Origin of the sequence: Enterobacter sp. BNK-16 (assembly GCF_048684955.1) — a bacterium.
Lineage (GTDB): Bacteria > Pseudomonadota > Gammaproteobacteria > Enterobacterales > Enterobacteriaceae > Enterobacter > Enterobacter bugandensis.
This window is the reverse complement of record NZ_JBLQTQ010000001.1, coordinates 1,548,813-1,565,710: the sequence shown is the minus strand read 5'-3', so window position 1 is coordinate 1,565,710 and position 16,898 is coordinate 1,548,813. Positions and strand designations below refer to the sequence as shown.

Here is a 16,898-nt window from a genome sequence, read left to right as displayed (position 1 = left end):
AATCTCCTTAATTTGTGGCGGTCAACCCACCCGGCTGCGCGGCGCTGGCCGTCTGGGCTGCTCCGCCCTGCGGCGCGGACTGCAGAGGATGCGCCTCAAAATATTTACGTAAACCGTTATAAATCGCTTCGGCAATTTGCTGCTGATAGCTGTCGCTGCCCAGCAGGCGCTCTTCACTGTTATTGCTGATAAAGCCCGTCTCTACCAGAATTGACGGAATATCCGGCGAGCGCAGAACGCCCAGGCTCGCATGTTCAGGGCGGCGCTTATGCAATGCCCCGATGCCCTGCAACTGGTTCAATACGTTAGTGGCGACATCATACCCGACGCGCTGAGAATGACCGAACTGTAAATCCAGCACCGCCTGGCTGAGATATGGGTCAGACTGGCTGTTTGCCAGCACATCACCCGCGCCGCCTAACAGTTCAGACTGTTTCTCATGCTCTTCCAGCCAGTTGGCCATTTCGCTGTTTGCCCGGCGGTTCGACAGGACCCATACCGAGGCGCCCGTCGCGTTACGGTTCGGTGCGGCATCCGCGTGAATGGAGACCAGGAAATTGGCGTTTTGCTTACGCGCCACGTCTGAGCGGCCCATCACAGAGATAAAATAGTCGCCGTCGCGGGTTAGTACGCCTTTAAACATCGGATCATCGTTCAACAGCGTCCGCAGCTTGCGGGCCACCGCAATAGTGACATTTTTCTCTCGCGTGCCGCCCGGGCCAATCGCTCCAGGATCCTGTCCACCGTGCCCGGCATCAATGGCGATAATCACTTTGTCACCGCTGACCGTACGCCGTGCGCTGACCGCCGGACGCGTTACCGTGTTACTGCTGGTTGCCGCGGTGATGCGATCGTTCTGCGATTTAAACGGATTACGCGCAGGTTCCGATGGGCGAGGCGTATATACCGGCTCTTCCACGCGTTTCGCGACAACCGGTGGCGGCGGAGGCGGCGGAACATCGGCATTGATGGTGAAGACCACCGTATAGTTCGCCCCGTTTTGCTGCTTCACCGCCTTCGTTTTGCCCTTTTCGGTCAGATCGACCACCAGGCGCAGTGACTGGCTGTCCTGAGGGGTACCCGAGCGGATACTTTTCACCAGGTTGTTACCGCTGAACCGCAGCGGTAACCCCTGGATCACGCCTGTCTGTTTGATATCCAGCGCCACGCTGTGGCTGTCTGGCTGTGAAAACGCGTATTCAGGGTCGCCCATAAAGCTGAACGTAATCCGCGCCTGGCTTTCGCCGTTTGACACCTGAATATCCGAAAGGCTTGCCGCCCCGGCCTGCGTGCACAGCAGCACCGTCGCAGCCAACACCCAACCTTTAACGCGACTAATCATCCCGTCATCCCTACTCTTAACCGGCGAGACGCGCCAGTAAGGAACACCCTGATGAGGAAACCGCACTGATGCGAGCCTCACGCCCTTGAGCCTGGTAATCTAAGTGAATTTCGACATCCGGGTCAGGCAGCACACCCGCACCTTGTTGCGGCCACTCCACCAAGCAGATGGCGTCGTTGGCAAAATAATCACGGATCCCCATAAATTCCAGCTCCTCAGGATCCGCAAGGCGGTATAAATCAAAGTGGTACACCATAAGATTGTCGAGGGTGTACGGCTCGACCAGCGTGTAGGTAGGGCTTTTCACGTTCCCGTTATGCCCTAACGCCTGCAAAAAACCCCGGCTGAAGGTGGTTTTACCCGCACCTAAATCGCCATACAGATAAATGACGGTTGCCCCCTGACAGGCCTGCGCCACGCGCTTGCCGAGATCTAAAGTGGCTTGTTCATCAGGTAAAGGAATCGCTCGATTAGTCATTTTCTACGTCAATCACATCCGGGTTAACAACACGCCGCAGCGTGCAAAAGAGATCGGTGGCCAGCATACCGCGTGTCCCCTCCCGCGCAGCAAGCCTGTCAGCTGCCGCGCCGTGGGCCACGCAGCCCGCACAGGCTGCATCATAAAGGGGAAGTTTCTGTCCAAGCAATGCGCCGATGATGCCTGAAAGCACATCGCCCATACCGCCGCTCGCCATGCCCGCATTTCCGGCATCAATAATGCCCTGCGTCTCGTCACTGGCGACAACGGTGCCTGCCCCTTTCAAAACGGCAACACCTCCGTAACGTTTTACCAGACGCTGAGCAGAAAGTAAGCGATCGCTTTCAATTTCTGCCACGCTGCAGTTAAGCAGGCGCGCGGCTTCGCCGGGGTGTGGCGTCAGAATGCGATTGTGACGCTTATCCGGATTTATTGCCAGAAGGTTAAGCGCGTCGGCATCCCACAGCATCGGTTTACGAAAATTCTCGACCTTTTGCAGGGCCTGTTTACCCCATGTCTGTTGCCCAAGCCCGGGACCAATAACCACCACATCCGCCCATTCGAGGCTTTCTTCCAGCGTCTGGGGCGTAAGCTCATGGACCATCAGTTCCGGTCGGGCTGTGATGATTGGCGCAATATTTTCAATGCGAGTGAGTACTCGCACTAACCCGGCACCGCTGCGAAGTGCCGCCTCACCGGTCATGCGAACCGCTCCTGCCGTACCGCGATCGCCACCAATAATCACCAGCCTGCCGTTGTCGCCCTTGTGAGACGTTGGGCGGCGCGGCGGAAGCCACTCTTTTAGCTGCGAGGAATCAAAGCGCGACAGGAGCGTTTCCTGTCCAACGAGCCAGCTCTCCAGCCCCAGCGCGTTATGGTGCAATACGCCGACCACATCCCGCGCTTTTCCGGTCAACAGGCCCGGCTTCAGAGCGATAAAGGTCACGGTGTGCGCAGCCTGAATAACGGCGCCAGGCGTCGCGCCGGTCTGCGCGATCAGGCCCGACGGAATATCCAACGCTACTACCGGCGCAGAGTACCCGTTAGCGTGTTCAATAAGCGCGGCAATGTTTTCGCGAGGCGCGCTGCGTAGCCCGGTCCCCAGCAGACCATCAACAATCAGATCAACATCTTCCGGCCAGACAATATCAGGAGCATGAATCACGCCGCCTGCGTTCAGCCATGCCTCCCGCGCCGCGCAGGCCTCTTCCGGCAGGGGCTTATCACTCTCCAGCGCCAGCAGGGTAACGCGGAGACCGGCTGCAACGGCAAGACGCGCAACGACGTAACCGTCGCCGCCGTTATTGCCGTGCCCGCACAAAATCAGCCAGTGAGTGGACTGCGGGTACGCGCTGCGGGCAACGTTAAACGCCGCCTCTCCCGCGCGCTGCATCAGTTCATAAAGGGTAATGCCGAGACTGTCTGCGGCCTCTTTTTCGGCGCGCCGGAGGTCATCCGCATGCCAGATGGAATGTGGTATACTTGCGGGGTTTTTCTTCACCGTATGGTCCGTCATGTCACAGCCCCTCGATCTCAATGAATTAGCGCAAAAAATAAAACAGTGGGGTGCTGAGCTTGGCTTCCAGAAGGTAGGCATTGCCGATACCGACCTCTCTGCCAGCGAGCCAAAACTGCAGGCCTGGCTGGACAAACAATACCACGGCGAAATGGAGTGGATGGCGCGTCACGGCATGATGCGCGCCCGTCCACATGAACTTTTACCGGGTACACTACGCGTCATCAGCGTGCGCATGAACTACCTGCCTGCCAACGCGGCCTTTGCGCGCACGCTAAAAAATCCCTCCCTGGGTTACGTCAGCCGGTACGCTCTGGGGCGTGATTACCATAAGCTTCTGCGTAACCGCTTAAAAAAACTCGGGGAAACCATTCAGCAGCACTGTGATTCGCTGAATTTTAGACCCTTTGTCGATTCCGCGCCTGTTCTTGAGCGCCCGATCGCCGAAAAAGCCGGACTTGGCTGGACAGGTAAGCACTCACTTATCCTGAGCCGCGACGCCGGATCGTTCTTCTTCCTCGGTGAGCTGCTGATAGATTTACCCCTGCCTGTAGATGGCCCGGTGGAGGAAGGCTGTGGCCGCTGCGTGGCCTGCATGACCATCTGCCCGACGGGCGCCATCGTTGAGCCTTACACCGTTGATGCCCGCCGCTGCATCTCCTATCTCACGATAGAGCTTGAAGGGGCGATCCCGGAAGAGTTCCGACCGCTTATCGGCAACCGCATCTACGGCTGCGACGACTGCCAGCTGATTTGCCCGTGGAACCGCTATTCACAGCTGACGGACGAAGAGGACTTCAGCCCGCGTAAAGCGCTGCATGCGCCACAGCTTATTGAGCTGTTCGCCTGGACCGAAGCCTGGTTCCTGAAGGTGACGGAAGGTTCCGCTATTCGGCGTATCGGCCACCTGCGCTGGCTGCGAAACGTGGCCGTCGCGCTGGGCAATGCCCCGTGGGATGAAGCGAATATTCAGGCGCTCGAAAGCCGTAGAGGTGAGCACCCACTTCTTGATGAACACATAGAATGGGCGATTGCGCAGCAAATCGAGAAGCGAAATGCCTGTGTGGTCGAGGTGCAGCTTCCTAAGAAACAGCGGCTGGTTAGGGTGATTGAAAAAGGGCTTACGCGGGATGCGTGATATATTCACAGCCTGTGAATAAAAATAAAAACTCAAGCGCCATCTGGACTTGAGAAGAGGTCAAGTGATCTCAATAACATTTTGAAATGAAATTTTATCCAATTAATACAGTGGCTTGGGAAGATATTATTCACCCTGCTAACTTTCTGTACGGTTTGGGTAAAGCGCGAATTCTGTGGATAACTCTGTTTACAAGAGTATTTCAGATGCAATAGAAAACGTCCCCAGCGCGTCTTTTCGCTGTGGATATTTTAGAGATGAAGAAGAATTTGGAGCGGGAAACGAGACTCGAACTCGCGACCCCGACCTTGGCAAGGTCGTGCTCTACCAACTGAGCTATTCCCGCTTGGGTGGTCCGTGCTTTAGAAGCACTTTCAAATTTTGGAGCGGGAAACGAGACTCGAACTCGCGACCCCGACCTTGGCAAGGTCGTGCTCTACCAACTGAGCTATTCCCGCTTGGGCAGTCTGTGCTGTGGAAGCACCTTCAAATTTTGGAGCGGGAAACGAGACTCGAACTCGCGACCCCGACCTTGGCAAGGTCGTGCTCTACCAACTGAGCTATTCCCGCAAATCTGTACTGCTTTTGTTGCTGTCGTAACGTGTAATTCTCTGTCGTTACGGGAGGCGCATTATACGAGAAATCCTTTTAGCTGCAACCCCCCTTAAAGTGATTTTTTCGAAATTCAGTTCAAGTGCTTATTTAATCGGCAAGCTGAACAATTTAACGACAAAAACCCGGCCACGCAAGGTGCCGGATCTCAAAATCACAGCTTAATAAAGTTTTCGCGGTAGTACGCGAGTTCCGCCACGGACTCGCGGATATCGTCCATCGCCTGGTGCGTACCCTGTTTTTTAAAGCCGTCCAGAATTTCAGGTTTCCAGCGGCGCGCCAGTTCTTTCAGGGTGCTCACGTCCAGATAGCGGTAATGGAAGTAAGACTCCAGCTCCGGCATGTACTTGAAGAGGAAACGGCGATCCTGACCGATGCTGTTCCCGCAGATCGGCGATTTACCCGCTGGTACCCACTGCTTCAGAAATTCGAGCGTCGCCAGTTCCGCCTCGCGATCGCCCAGCGTGCTCGCCTTCACGCGCTCGACAAGACCGCTGCCGGTGTGGGTACGCACGTTCCACTCATCCATCAGCGCAAGCTGGTCGTCGGACTGATGCACCGCAATCGTTGGCCCTTCGGCAAGGATATTCAGGTTGGCATCGGTCACCAGAGTTGCAATCTCAATAATGCGATCGCGCTCGGGATCCAGCCCGGTCATTTCGAGATCGATCCAAATCAGGTTGTTTTCATCCGCGCTCATGTTATTTTCCACCCTTCTCGCATAACCGGCAGTAGCAGGTTAACTAGTATTAATTAGAGTGTATCATAGAGGTTTTGCCCCTTACGGGCGACCAGGAGCCAGTGCGATTGAGTAAAAATAAACTCTCCAAAGGGCAGCAGCGCCGCGTGAATGCCAATCATCAGCGCCGTCTTAAAACCACTTCGGAGAAGGTCGATTACGACGACAACCTGTTTGGCGAACCAACGGAAGGCGTAGTTATCAGCCGTTTCGGTATGCACGCCGACGTGGAATCCGCCGATGGCGAAATCCACCGCTGTAACATTCGCCGGACCATTCGTTCTCTGGTGACCGGCGACCGCGTCGTCTGGCGACCGGGTAAAGAGGCGGCAGAGGGCGTTACGGTAAAAGGTATCGTTGAAGCGGTCCATGAGCGTACGTCCGTGTTAACCCGTCCCGATTTTTACGACGGGGTGAAGCCGATTGCCGCCAACATTAACCAGATTGTCATCGTATCGGCGATTTTGCCCGAACTTTCGCTCAATATTATCGACCGATACCTTGTCGCCTGTGAAACGCTGCAGGTTGAACCTATTATCGTGCTGAACAAAATCGATCTGCTGGATGACGAAGGCATGGCTTTCGTTAATGAGCAGATGGATATCTACCGCAAGATTGGCTACCGCGTTCTGATGGTGTCCAGCTACACCAAAGACGGACTGAAACCGCTGGAAGAGGCGCTTACCGATCGCATCAGCATCTTTGCGGGTCAGTCCGGCGTGGGGAAATCGAGCCTGCTAAACAACCTTCTCGGCCTCCAGCAGGAAATCCTCACTAACGATGTGTCTGACGTCTCGGGTCTGGGCCAACACACCACCACCGCATCACGCCTGTATCACTTCCCGCACGGCGGCGATGTGATCGACTCACCGGGCGTGCGTGAATTCGGTTTATGGCATCTTGAGCCGGAACAAATCTTTAATGGATTTGTCGAATTCCATGATTATTTAGGCGCTTGCAAATACCGCGACTGCAAACACGATAACGATCCAGGCTGCGCTATCCGCGAAGCGGTTGAGAAAGGTGAAATCGCGGAGACCCGCTTCGAGAATTACCACCGCATTCTTGAGAGCATGGATCAGGTAAAAACGCGTAAAAACTTTTCTGATTCTGATAACTGACAACTAAGCTAAGCATCGCTAAAATCGTCCCCTTTTTTCAGGTTCCGGCGGCTTACTGCCGGATCAGGAACGACAAAACAATGGCCTGGAGGCTACCTTGTTAAACGCATTTAAACTTTCGCTTCAATACATTCTGCCAAAACTGTGGCTCACTCGCCTGGCGGGCTGGGGCGCAAGCAAACGCGCGGGCTGGCTGACCAAACTGGTCATCGACCTTTTCGTTAAGTATTACAAGGTCGACATGAAAGAAGCGCAGAAGCCGGACACCGCCAGCTACCGCACGTTCAACGAGTTTTTCGTGCGCCCGCTGCGCGACGAAGTGCGCCCGCTAAACACCGACCCTAACGTCCTGGTGATGCCAGCAGACGGCGTGATCAGCCAGTTGGGTAACATCGAAGACGACAAAATCCTGCAGGCGAAGGGCCATAACTACAGCCTGGAAGCGCTGCTGGCGGGCAATTACCTGATGGCGGACCTGTTCCGCAACGGTACCTTTGCCACCACCTATCTGTCACCGCGCGACTACCACCGCGTACACATGCCGTGTAACGGTATCCTGCGTGAGATGATCTACGTGCCGGGCGATCTGTTCTCCGTGAACCACCTGACCGCGCAAAACGTACCGAACCTGTTTGCCCGTAACGAACGCGTCATCTGCCTGTTCGATACTGAGTTCGGCCCTATGGCGCAGATTTTGGTTGGCGCGACCATTGTCGGCAGCATCGAAACCGTCTGGGCTGGCACCATTACCCCGCCGCGTGAAGGCGTGATCAAGCGCTGGACGTGGCCTGCCGGTGAAGAAGAAGGTTCTGTCGCCCTGCTGAAAGGCCAGGAAATGGGTCGCTTCAAGCTGGGCTCTACCGTCATCAACCTTTTTGCGCCGGGCAAAGTGAAGCTGGCTGAGCAGCTCGAAAGCCTGTCGGTCACCAAACTGGGTCAGCCACTGGCGGTCTCAACCGAAACCTTCGTGACGCCGGATGCAGAACCTGCTCCGCTGCCGCAAGAAGAGATCGACGCCGAGCACGACGCCAGCCCGCTGGTTGACGACAAAAAAGACGAAGGCTAACAACAGAAGGATCGCTGACGTGCGCCCGATTATCGTTCTACTGATGGCCTGGTGCCTCAGCATGGGGGCGTACGCAGCGACAGCCCCCGACGCCAAACAGATAACCCAGGAGCTGGAGCAGGCGAAAGCGGCTAAACCCGCTCAGCCAGAGACCGTTGAGTCACTCCAGTCCGCACTGAACGCGCTTGAAGAGCGGAAAGGCTCGCTTGAGCGCGCTCAGCAGTATCAGCAGGTTATCGACAACTTCCCTAAACTCTCGCAAACGCTGCGCGCGCAGCTCGCTAATCTGCGCGATGAGCCCCGCGAAGTGCCGGAAGGCATGACCACCGACGCCCTGAACCAGGAAATCCTGCAGGTCAGCAGCCAGCTCCTGGAAAAGAGCCGCCAGGCTCAGCAGGAGCAGGAGCGAGCGCGTGAAATTGCCGACTCCCTCAGCCAGCTTCCGCAGCAGCAAACCGACGCCCGCCGCCAGCTTAACGACGTTGAGCGCCGCGTGGGTACGCAAAGCGGCAACACGCCGCAGGCTCAGGCGCAAAATCTGGGTCTGCAGGCGGAATCTGCCCGTCTGAAGGCCCTTGTGGATGAGCTGGAGCTGGCGCAGCTTTCCGCCAACAACCGCCAGGAGCTGGCGCGGATGCGCTCTGAACTCGCTCAGAAGCAGAGCGAGCAGCTGGATGCGTACCTTCAGGCCCTGCGTAATTTGCTTAACAGCCAGCGCCAGCGCGAAGCCGAGCGAGCGCTTGAAAGCACCGAGCTGCTGGCGGAAAACAGCGCCAATCTGCCGGAAGGTATCGTCGATCAGTTTAAGGTCAACCGCGAGCTTTCTGCCGCCCTGAATCAGCAGGCGCAGCGTATGGATCTGGTTGCCTCCCAGCAGCGTCAGGCGACGAATCAAACCCTGCAGGTGCGCCAGGCGCTCAACACCCTGCGCGAGCAGTCCCAGTGGCTCGGGTCATCAAACCTGCTGGGCGAAGCGTTACGCGCCCAGGTCGCGCGCCTGCCGGAAATGCCGAAACCGCAGCAGCTGGATACCGAGATGGCCCAGCTGCGCGTGCAGCGACTGCACTTTGAAGATCTTCTCAATAAGCAGCCGCAAATACGCCAGATCCGTCAGGCTGACGGACAACCTCTGACCAGCGAGCAAAACCGTATTCTGGAAGCCCAGCTGCGCACCCAGCGCGAACTGCTGAACTCCCTGCTGCAGGGCGGGGATACGCTGATTCTGGAACTGACTAAGCTCAAGGTCTCTAACAGCCAGCTGGAAGACGCGCTGAAAGAGGTGAACGAGGCTACGCACCGTTATCTCTTCTGGACATCCGACGTACGTCCAATGACCTTCTCGTGGCCAATTGAGATCGTTCAGGATCTGCGCCGCCTGATTTCCCTCGACACCTTTAGCCAGCTCGGACAGGCCAGCGTGATGATGCTGACCAGTAAAGAGACGATTTTCCCGCTGCTGGGCGCGTTGGTTCTGGTAGGCTTCAGCATTTATTCGCGCAGACATTTCACCCGCTTCCTGGAGCGTTCCAGCGCGCGGGTGGGGAAAGTCACTCAGGATCACTTCTGGCTAACGCTGCGCACCGTGTTCTGGTCGATTCTCGTCGCGTCTCCGCTACCGGTGCTGTGGATGACGCTTGGCTATGGCCTGCGGGAAGCCTGGCCCTATCCGCTCGCGGTCGCCATTGGCGATGGTGTCACCGCCACGGTACCGTTGCTGTGGGTGGTGATGATTTGCGCGACGTTCGCGCGGCCTAACGGCCTGTTCATCGCCCACTTTGGCTGGCCTCGTAATCGCGTGGCGCGCGCCATGCGCTATTACCTGATGAGCATCGGGTTGATTGTGCCGCTGATAATGGCGCTGATCATGTTTGATAATCTCAACGACCGGGAATTCTCAGGCTCGCTGGGCCGCCTCTGCTTTATGCTGATCTGCGGCGCGCTGGCCATCGTCACGCTCAGCCTGAAACGCGCGGGGATACCGCTCTATCTGGATAAATCCGGCAGCGGCGACAACATGTTCAACCGGCTGCTCTGGAACCTGCTGCTGAGCGCTCCTCTGATTGCGATGCTGGCAGCAGCGGTAGGTTACCTGGCAACCTCGCAGGCGCTGCTGGCGCGACTGGAAACGTCGGTGGCGATCTGGTTCCTGCTGCTGGTGGTGTATCACGTGATCCGGCGCGGGATGCTGATCCAGCGCCGCCGTCTGGCCTTTGACCGCGCCAAGCATCGCCGGGCAGAGATCCTCGCTCAGCGTGCCCGTGGCGAGGAAGAGCCAACCCATGTCAACAGCACGGAAGGCACGATGGATGCGGACGAGGTCGAACTGGATCTGGATGCCATCAGTACCCAGTCTCTGCGCCTGGTGCGCTCCCTCCTGATGCTGATTGCCCTTCTGTCGGTGATCTTCCTGTGGTCGGAAATTCACTCCGCGTTTGGCTTCCTGGAGAACATCTCTCTGTGGGACGTGACGTCCACGGTACAGGGCGTTGAAAGCCTGGAGCCGATCACCTTAGGCGCGGTGCTGATTGCCATCCTGGTGCTGATCATCACCACCCAGCTGGTGCGTAACTTCCCGGCGTTGCTTGAGCTGGCGCTGCTGCAGCATCTGGATTTAACCCCCGGCACGGGATACGCCATTACGACCATTACGAAATACCTGATACTGCTGTTTGGCGGAATGGTCGGGTTCTCAATGATTGGTATTGAGTGGTCTAAACTGCAGTGGCTGGTGGCCGCGCTGACATTTGGCCTTGGCTTTGGCATGCAGGAGATTTTCGCTAACTTTGTATCCGGCCTGATCATCCTGTTTGAAAAGCCGATTCGCATTGGCGATACGGTGACGATCCGCGATCTGACCGGGAGCGTAACGAAGATCAACACCCGCGCTACCACGATCAGCGACTGGGACCGTAAAGAGATCATCGTGCCGAACAAGGCATTTATTACCGAGCAGTTTATCAACTGGTCCCTGTCGGACTCCGTTACGCGCGTGGTGCTGACGGTACCGGCGCCGTCGGATGCCAACAGTGAAGAGGTCACGCAGATCCTCTACACCGCCGCTGAACGCTGTACGCTGGTGCTTGATAACCCTGCGCCGGAAGTATTCCTGGTTGACCTACAGCAGGGGATCCAGATTTTCGAGTTGCGTATCTACGCCGCCGAAATGGGGCACCGCATGCCGCTGCGCCATGAGATCCACCAGCTGATTCTGGCGGGCTTCCGCGAGCATGGTATTGATATGCCGTTCCCACCGTTCCAGATGCGTCTGGAAAGCATGGACGGACGCAAAATGGGTAAAACGCTCACGTCGGCGGCAAGATCGCGCCCGGCGGGAAGTCTGTAATCGTTCTCCCCTCCCTTTCGGGAGGGGCATTTTACCGCTACGCCACTTCCGTGACGTACGCCATTGAGCGCCGGCAGTAATTCTCATAAATCCCCATCGCCAGCAGCGAGAAGAAGACTGGCCCACCGACCATCCACAGCGCGCTGTTCCAGTCGTTCGCCTCAACCACGGGCTGAATAACGGTAAAGATGTTGGCAAACGCCACGACCAGCACCACCACCGTGGTCGCCAGCAGCGTTGCCGCGCGGGTTTTGAAGATCACAAACGGACGCTCAAGATCCCGCTTCGCCTTAAAGAACGGGAACGCCAGCGTCAGGAACAGGTACGGCAGCGTCATCGACACGTTCGCCATCAGGGTCAGCTTGTTATAGAACGCAGACGCGGTATCACCGCCAAATGACACCAGCAGAATGAACACGCACACCAGCAGGCACTGCATCCACATGGCGTTGGCAGGCATGCCTGCGGTATTGAGCTGCGTCATGCGTGCCGGCCACAGCGCCTTTGGCGTACCCTGGATGATTGCTTTCAGCGGCGAGTAGATTAGCGTGAAGAACGCGCCGGTATAGGCAAGGAACATCGACAGGCCGGTAATGCGCGCAAACCAGATCCCCAGGGTGGCCGATGCTTCCGGCGTCAGGTGCATGGCGTTACCCAGCGTCATTCCCAGGCTTTTCATCAGCACGTAGGTGATGTTCCCGAGGTTAGTGGTATTGTTACTCAACACCTGCTGCCAGTTAGTGCTAACGCCCCAGAGGAAAATCGCCAGCGAATAGCCGATGGAGATGACGATGGCGGCAAAAATAATCCCTTTGGCAAAGTTTTTTTCCGGGTTCTCGGTCTTATCGACCAGCCCACCTACCGCTTCAATACCGCCGTAGGCAAAAATGGCAAATACCACGAAGGAGAGCATGGCCAGCCCGGACTGATAGCCCGGATTAGGCGATGAAACGAAGTTCACCTCCTGCGCGAAGTGTCCGCCGTTCAGGCACAGAATGGCGATACTCACCAGCAGCAGCACCAGGTTCAGGCACATCACGGAAATACCGCCAACGGCGGTGATACGGGCAATTTTGTTGATGCCTTTTGACGCCACCAGCGTCACCACCACCATCCAGCACACCGCCAGAATTCCGACCACCTGCGTGGAGCTCAGCCCGGCTAAAGACCAGACCTGCGTTTTATCCGCGCCGAAAAGAAACGTGGAGAAAGGCACCCAGACTTTGGCCGCCGTGCTGACCATCCAGACGACGTAGGAGGAGAACCACATAAACGTGCCGATAAACGCGTAGCGCGGGCCGATGCTGTTGTTCATCCATGAATAGATACCGCCCTCTTCTTTCCGGTAAGCCGAGCCCATCTCCGCCATCATCAGCGCAAACGGGATAAAGAAGAACAGAGCAGAAACGATATAAAACGGCGTCGCGCTGTAGCCCATCAGATAGAAAGCCGACGGGCTGTTGGCAAAGCCAAAAACTGACGTAAAAATCATCAGAATGAGCCCGGTGAGGGTCATCTTTTTGAGTGACTGGGACATATAACCATCCGAAGAGGAATTAAACTGCGCGGATGGTAGCAGATGACCAGACTAATATTGTGGCTATACGAGGCAATTTAAGAAAAAGACCCGTGTACAGAGAAAATGGCAGTTTTTAATGTTGCGGAGAAGAAATGGAAAGGAATATTGCCACAGATACTATATGCCGGGTAAGCGACAGCGCCACCCGGCCATGCTTTAGGCGCGATCGACCGTAAAGGCAATCACATCGCCCAGCTGCTCGGCGCCCAGCGCCAGCATGACCAGACGATCCACGCCCAGCGCCACGCCGGAGCAATCCGGCAGACCGGCTTTTAATGCTTCCAGCAAGTTAACATCAATCGGCTGCTGCGGCAGACCGCGTGCGGCGCGCTTACGGTTATCCTGCTCGAAACGCTGCTGCTGTTCGCGCGCGTCGGTCAGTTCGTGGAAGCCGTTCGCTAGCTCAATACCTTTGTAATAGACCTCAAAACGTTCCGCCACGCGGTGGTCTTCGGTGCTGATCTGCGCCAGAGACGCCTGGCTTGCCGGGAAGTGATAGACAAACGTCGGGCGATCTTTGCCAATCTGCGGTTCCACGCCGAAGGTGAACAGCAGCTGCAGCAGCGTGTCGCGATCCTCTTCGGTATCCGCCACGTTGCTCAGATCCAGTTTTGCCGCCACTTCACGCAGCTGGGCTTTGTCCGCCGACAGCGGATCGATTTCCAGATGGCGCTGGAAGGCCTGCTGATAGGAGAGCGTTTCGGCTTCTGAGCAGTCCAGTACCTGCTGCAGCAGATCGTCCACCTCATTCATCAGGCGGTACATATCATAGTGCGGGCGGTACCACTCCAGCATGGTGAATTCCGGGTTGTGGTGACGCCCCATCTCTTCATTACGGAAGCTGCGGCACAGCTGATACACCGGACCACACCCCGCCGCCAGCAGGCGCTTCATGTGATATTCCGGGCTGGTCATCAGATACAGATTCATGCCCTGGGAGTGGCCTGGGCCAACAAAACGGGTTTCAAACGGGACCAGATGAATATCCGTTACCGTTGCCTGACTCATGCACGGGGTTTCCACCTCCAGGACGCCGCGGTCGGCAAAGAAACGGCGGATCTCCGTCATAATTGCGGCGCGTTTTAACAGATTTGGGATGGATGCGCTCGGCTGCCAGGTGGCCGTTTCGCTCATGAGTTTTTCTCCGATTTCAGACAAGGGCACGAAGTCTACTCGTTAGCAGTGGCAGAGACAAATTTTGCGCAGTAAAAACGCGTATTTCATTTATGTGGATTATTTTGTGATGCAATTCATCAATCACGATGATAAATCACCGCACAGAACAGCAAAAAAATCGAACACGTCAAATTTCCCTCACAACTACGCGGTTATACTGTTATACCCATAAAGGAGCAGTGGAATCGCTTCCGCAATCGCCCGTTCGGGCAGGTGAACTTCCTTTAGTTCATCGCATTGCGGGAAAACAAAAATCTGGAGGAATGTCGTGCAAACTTTTCAAGCCGATCTTGCCGTAATAGGCGCTGGCGGGGCTGGATTACGCGCTGCAATTGCTGCGGCACAAGCCAACCCGAACGCTAAAATCGCATTGATTTCAAAAGTCTATCCGATGCGCAGCCACACGGTGGCAGCAGAAGGAGGATCCGCCGCCGTCGCGCAGGATCATGACAGCTTCGAATACCATTTCCACGACACGGTTGCAGGGGGCGACTGGCTTTGCGAACAGGATGTCGTTGACTACTTCGTGCACCATTGCCCAACGGAGATGACCCAGCTCGAGCAGTGGGGATGTCCGTGGAGCCGCCGCCCGGACGGCAGCGTTAACGTCCGCCGCTTTGGTGGCATGAAGATCGAACGCACCTGGTTCGCCGCCGATAAGACCGGCTTCCACATGCTGCACACCCTCTTCCAGACCTCCCTTCAGTTCCCACAAATTCAGCGCTTCGATGAACATTTTGTCCTCGACATTCTGGTCGACGACGGTCATGCACGTGGCCTGGTGGCGATGAATATGATGGAAGGCACGCTCGTCCAGATCCGCGCCAATGCGGTGGTGATGGCAACGGGCGGTGCGGGACGCGTCTATCGCTACAACACCAACGGCGGCATCGTCACCGGTGACGGGATGGGCATGGCGCTGAGCCACGGCGTGCCGCTGCGCGATATGGAGTTTGTGCAGTATCACCCAACCGGCCTGCCGGGCTCCGGCATTTTGATGACGGAAGGCTGCCGCGGTGAAGGCGGTATTCTGGTCAACAAAAACGGCTACCGCTATCTGCAGGATTACGGCATGGGTCCGGAAACCCCGCTCGGCGAGCCGAAGAACAAATACATGGAGCTCGGCCCGCGCGACAAAGTTTCTCAGGCCTTCTGGCACGAGTGGCGCAAGGGCAACACCATCTCAACGCCGCGCGGCGACGTGGTCTATCTCGACCTGCGTCACCTGGGCGAGAAGAAACTGCTGGAGCGTCTGCCGTTTATCTGCGAACTGGCAAAAGCCTATGTGGGCGTCGACCCGGTGAAAGAGCCGATACCGGTACGCCCAACCGCGCACTACACCATGGGCGGGATTGAAACCGACCAGCAGTGTGAAACCCGCATTAAAGGGCTTTTCGCGGTGGGCGAGTGTTCCTCCGTCGGCCTGCACGGCGCCAACCGTCTGGGCTCTAACTCGCTGGCAGAGCTGGTCGTCTTTGGCCGCATGGCGGGCGAGCGCGCCATGGAGCGTGCGGCGACTGCAGGCGAAGCAAATGGTGCGGCGCTGGATGCGCAGGTCACAGACGTTGAAAAACGTCTGAAGGATCTGGTGAACCAGGAAGGCAACGAGAACTGGTCGAAGATCCGCGACGAGATGGGCCTGTCGATGGAAGAAGGCTGCGGTATCTACCGTACGCCGGAACTGATGCAGAAAACCGTCGACAAGCTGGCGGAGCTTCAGGAGCGCTTCAAGCGCGTGCGCATCACCGATACCTCCAGCGTCTTCAACACCGACCTGCTCTATACCATTGAGCTTGGCCACGGCCTGAACGTCGCGGAATGTATGGCGCACTCTGCGCTGGCGCGTAAAGAGTCTCGCGGCGCCCACCAGCGTCTGGACGAAGGTTGCACCGAACGTGACGACGTCAATTTCCTGAAACACACTCTCGCCTGGCGCGATGCGGATGGCACCACGCGTCTGGACTACAGCGACGTGAAAATCACCACGCTGCCACCGGCTAAACGCGTGTATGGCGCAGAAGCAGAAGCCGCCGAGAAGAAGGAGAAGGCGAATGGCTGAGATGCAAAAATTGAAAGTTGAAGTGGTGCGCTACAACCCGGAAGTGGATACCGCCCCCCACAGCGCTTTCTACGAAGTGCCTTATGACGAGCAAACCTCCCTGCTGGACGCGCTCGGCTATATCAAAGACAACCTGGCGCCGGACCTGAGCTACCGCTGGTCCTGCCGCATGGCGATCTGCGGCTCCTGCGGCATGATGGTCAACAAGGTGCCGAAGCTGGCCTGTAAAACCTTCCTGCGTGACTACACCAAAGGCATTAAGGTTGAAGCGCTGGGCAACTTCCCGATTGAGCGCGATCTGGTGGTCGATATGACCCACTTTATCGAAAGCCTGGAAGCGATTAAGCCGTACATCATCGGCAACCCGCGCACGCCGGACCAGGGTCCGAACACCCAGACGCCGGCGCAGATGGCGAAATACCATCAATTCTCCGGCTGCATCAACTGCGGCCTGTGTTACGCCGCCTGTCCTCAGTTTGGCCTGAACCCGGAGTTCATCGGCCCGGCCGCCATTACCCTGGCGCACCGCTATAACGAAGACAGCCGCGACCACGGCAAAAAAGAACGTATGGCGCAGCTAAACGGCCAGAACGGCGTCTGGACCTGTACGTTTGTGGGCTACTGCTCCGAAGTCTGTCCGAAGCACGTCGACCCGGCCGCCGCAATTCAGCAGGGTAAAGTGGAAAGCTCGAAAGACTTTCTTATCGCTACCCTGAAACCACGCTAAGG

Annotated in this window: 12 protein-coding genes and 3 tRNA genes; 6 read left to right on the top strand and 9 right to left on the bottom strand. The window is 56.9% G+C overall.

Going from position 1 to position 16,898, the window contains the following annotated elements; translation table 11 throughout:
• Nucleotides 1–7: 7 nt before the first annotated feature.
• Genes amiB through nnr form a run of 3 tightly spaced genes read right to left on the bottom strand, consistent with a single transcriptional unit; the run spans nucleotide 8 to nucleotide 3,336 of the window.
• Nucleotides 8–1,342 carry an N-acetylmuramoyl-L-alanine amidase AmiB gene (gene amiB, locus ACMGGH_RS07515; RefSeq protein ID WP_232948702.1) on the bottom strand — a complete coding sequence of 445 codons (1,335 nt, stop codon included), beginning with the start codon at nucleotides 1,340–1,342 and terminating at the stop codon, nucleotides 8–10.
• A gap of 16 nt (nucleotides 1,343–1,358) precedes the next feature.
• Nucleotides 1,359–1,820, bottom strand: a complete 462-nt coding sequence (gene tsaE / locus ACMGGH_RS07510; RefSeq protein ID WP_028015250.1) for a tRNA (adenosine(37)-N6)-threonylcarbamoyltransferase complex ATPase subunit type 1 TsaE — start codon at nucleotides 1,818–1,820, stop codon at nucleotides 1,359–1,361.
• Nucleotides 1,813–3,336, bottom strand: a complete 1,524-nt coding sequence (nnr, locus tag ACMGGH_RS07505) for a bifunctional ADP-dependent NAD(P)H-hydrate dehydratase/NAD(P)H-hydrate epimerase (RefSeq protein ID WP_048961000.1) — start codon at nucleotides 3,334–3,336, stop codon at nucleotides 1,813–1,815. The genes tsaE and nnr overlap by 8 nt, the downstream gene beginning before the upstream one ends.
• On the opposite strand from nnr, the gene queG reads away from it, so the two are divergent.
• The gene (gene queG / locus ACMGGH_RS07500) at nucleotides 3,335–4,474 is read left to right on the top strand and encodes a tRNA epoxyqueuosine(34) reductase QueG (RefSeq protein ID WP_155026591.1); all 1,140 of its coding nucleotides are present in this window, start codon (nucleotides 3,335–3,337) and stop codon (nucleotides 4,472–4,474) included. The genes nnr and queG overlap by 2 nt on opposite strands.
• A 270-nt stretch (nucleotides 4,475–4,744) precedes the next feature.
• Here queG and ACMGGH_RS07495 read toward each other — a convergent pair.
• From ACMGGH_RS07495 to orn, 4 genes are all read right to left on the bottom strand, one after another.
• Nucleotides 4,745–4,820, bottom strand: a tRNA-Gly gene (locus ACMGGH_RS07495).
• A 36-nt stretch (nucleotides 4,821–4,856) separates the two neighbouring features.
• Nucleotides 4,857–4,932, bottom strand: a tRNA-Gly gene (locus ACMGGH_RS07490).
• A gap of 36 nt (nucleotides 4,933–4,968) precedes the next feature.
• Nucleotides 4,969–5,044, bottom strand: a tRNA-Gly gene (locus ACMGGH_RS07485).
• A gap of 196 nt (nucleotides 5,045–5,240) precedes the next feature.
• Nucleotides 5,241–5,786 carry an oligoribonuclease gene (gene orn, locus ACMGGH_RS07480; RefSeq protein ID WP_028015247.1) on the bottom strand — a complete coding sequence of 182 codons (546 nt, stop codon included), beginning with the start codon at nucleotides 5,784–5,786 and terminating at the stop codon, nucleotides 5,241–5,243.
• A 107-nt stretch (nucleotides 5,787–5,893) separates the two neighbouring features.
• On the opposite strand from orn, the gene rsgA reads away from it, so the two are divergent.
• From rsgA to mscM, 3 genes are all read left to right on the top strand, one after another.
• Nucleotides 5,894–6,946 carry a small ribosomal subunit biogenesis GTPase RsgA gene (gene rsgA / locus ACMGGH_RS07475; protein WP_032644955.1) on the top strand — a complete coding sequence of 351 codons (1,053 nt, stop codon included), beginning with the start codon at nucleotides 5,894–5,896 and terminating at the stop codon, nucleotides 6,944–6,946.
• A gap of 97 nt (nucleotides 6,947–7,043) precedes the next feature.
• Entirely contained in the window at nucleotides 7,044–8,012 is a 969-nt protein-coding gene (gene asd / locus ACMGGH_RS07470; RefSeq protein ID WP_028015245.1) for an archaetidylserine decarboxylase, read from the top strand.
• A gap of 19 nt (nucleotides 8,013–8,031) precedes the next feature.
• Nucleotides 8,032–11,355, top strand: coding sequence for a miniconductance mechanosensitive channel MscM (mscM, locus tag ACMGGH_RS07465; RefSeq protein ID WP_028015244.1), 3,324 nt, complete (start codon nucleotides 8,032–8,034; stop codon nucleotides 11,353–11,355).
• Nucleotides 11,356–11,392: 37 nt separating this feature from the next.
• Here mscM and yjeM read toward each other — a convergent pair whose 3' ends face one another.
• Together yjeM and epmA are read right to left on the bottom strand one after the other, a co-directional pair.
• Complete coding sequence (yjeM, locus tag ACMGGH_RS07460; protein WP_232948703.1) at nucleotides 11,393–12,892, bottom strand: glutamate/gamma-aminobutyrate family transporter YjeM; 1,500 nt, start codon at nucleotides 12,890–12,892, stop codon at nucleotides 11,393–11,395.
• 198 nt (nucleotides 12,893–13,090) lie between these two features.
• A complete protein-coding gene (gene epmA / locus ACMGGH_RS07455; protein ID WP_041911493.1) occupies nucleotides 13,091–14,068 on the bottom strand; it encodes an elongation factor P--(R)-beta-lysine ligase in 978 nt (325 codons plus the stop codon).
• A gap of 310 nt (nucleotides 14,069–14,378) precedes the next feature.
• Here epmA and frdA point away from each other — a divergent pair, with 310 nt between their 5' ends.
• Both frdA and ACMGGH_RS07445 read left to right on the top strand, forming a co-directional pair.
• Entirely contained in the window at nucleotides 14,379–16,169 is a 1,791-nt protein-coding gene (gene frdA, locus ACMGGH_RS07450) for a fumarate reductase (quinol) flavoprotein subunit (protein WP_028015241.1), read from the top strand.
• Nucleotides 16,162–16,896, top strand: coding sequence for a succinate dehydrogenase/fumarate reductase iron-sulfur subunit (locus ACMGGH_RS07445; protein ID WP_041911494.1), 735 nt, complete (start codon nucleotides 16,162–16,164; stop codon nucleotides 16,894–16,896). The genes frdA and ACMGGH_RS07445 overlap by 8 nt, the downstream gene beginning before the upstream one ends.
• Nucleotides 16,897–16,898: the final 2 nt, after the last annotated feature.

Coding starts and splice junctions, on each gene's coding strand:
- amiB (WP_232948702.1), bottom strand. CDS start 1,342: ATGATTAGTCGCGTTAAAGGTTGGGTGTTGGCTGCGACGGTGCTGCTG.
- tsaE (WP_028015250.1), bottom strand. CDS start 1,820: ATGACTAATCGAGCGATTCCTTTACCTGATGAACAAGCCACTTTAGAT.
- queG (WP_155026591.1), top strand. CDS start 3,335: ATGTCACAGCCCCTCGATCTCAATGAATTAGCGCAAAAAATAAAACAG.
- nnr (WP_048961000.1), bottom strand. CDS start 3,336: ATGACGGACCATACGGTGAAGAAAAACCCCGCAAGTATACCACATTCC.
- orn (WP_028015247.1), bottom strand. CDS start 5,786: ATGAGCGCGGATGAAAACAACCTGATTTGGATCGATCTCGAAATGACC.
- yjeM (WP_232948703.1), bottom strand. CDS start 12,892: ATGTCCCAGTCACTCAAAAAGATGACCCTCACCGGGCTCATTCTGATG.
- epmA (WP_041911493.1), bottom strand. CDS start 14,068: ATGAGCGAAACGGCCACCTGGCAGCCGAGCGCATCCATCCCAAATCTG.
- ACMGGH_RS07445 (WP_041911494.1), top strand. CDS start 16,162: ATGGCTGAGATGCAAAAATTGAAAGTTGAAGTGGTGCGCTACAACCCG.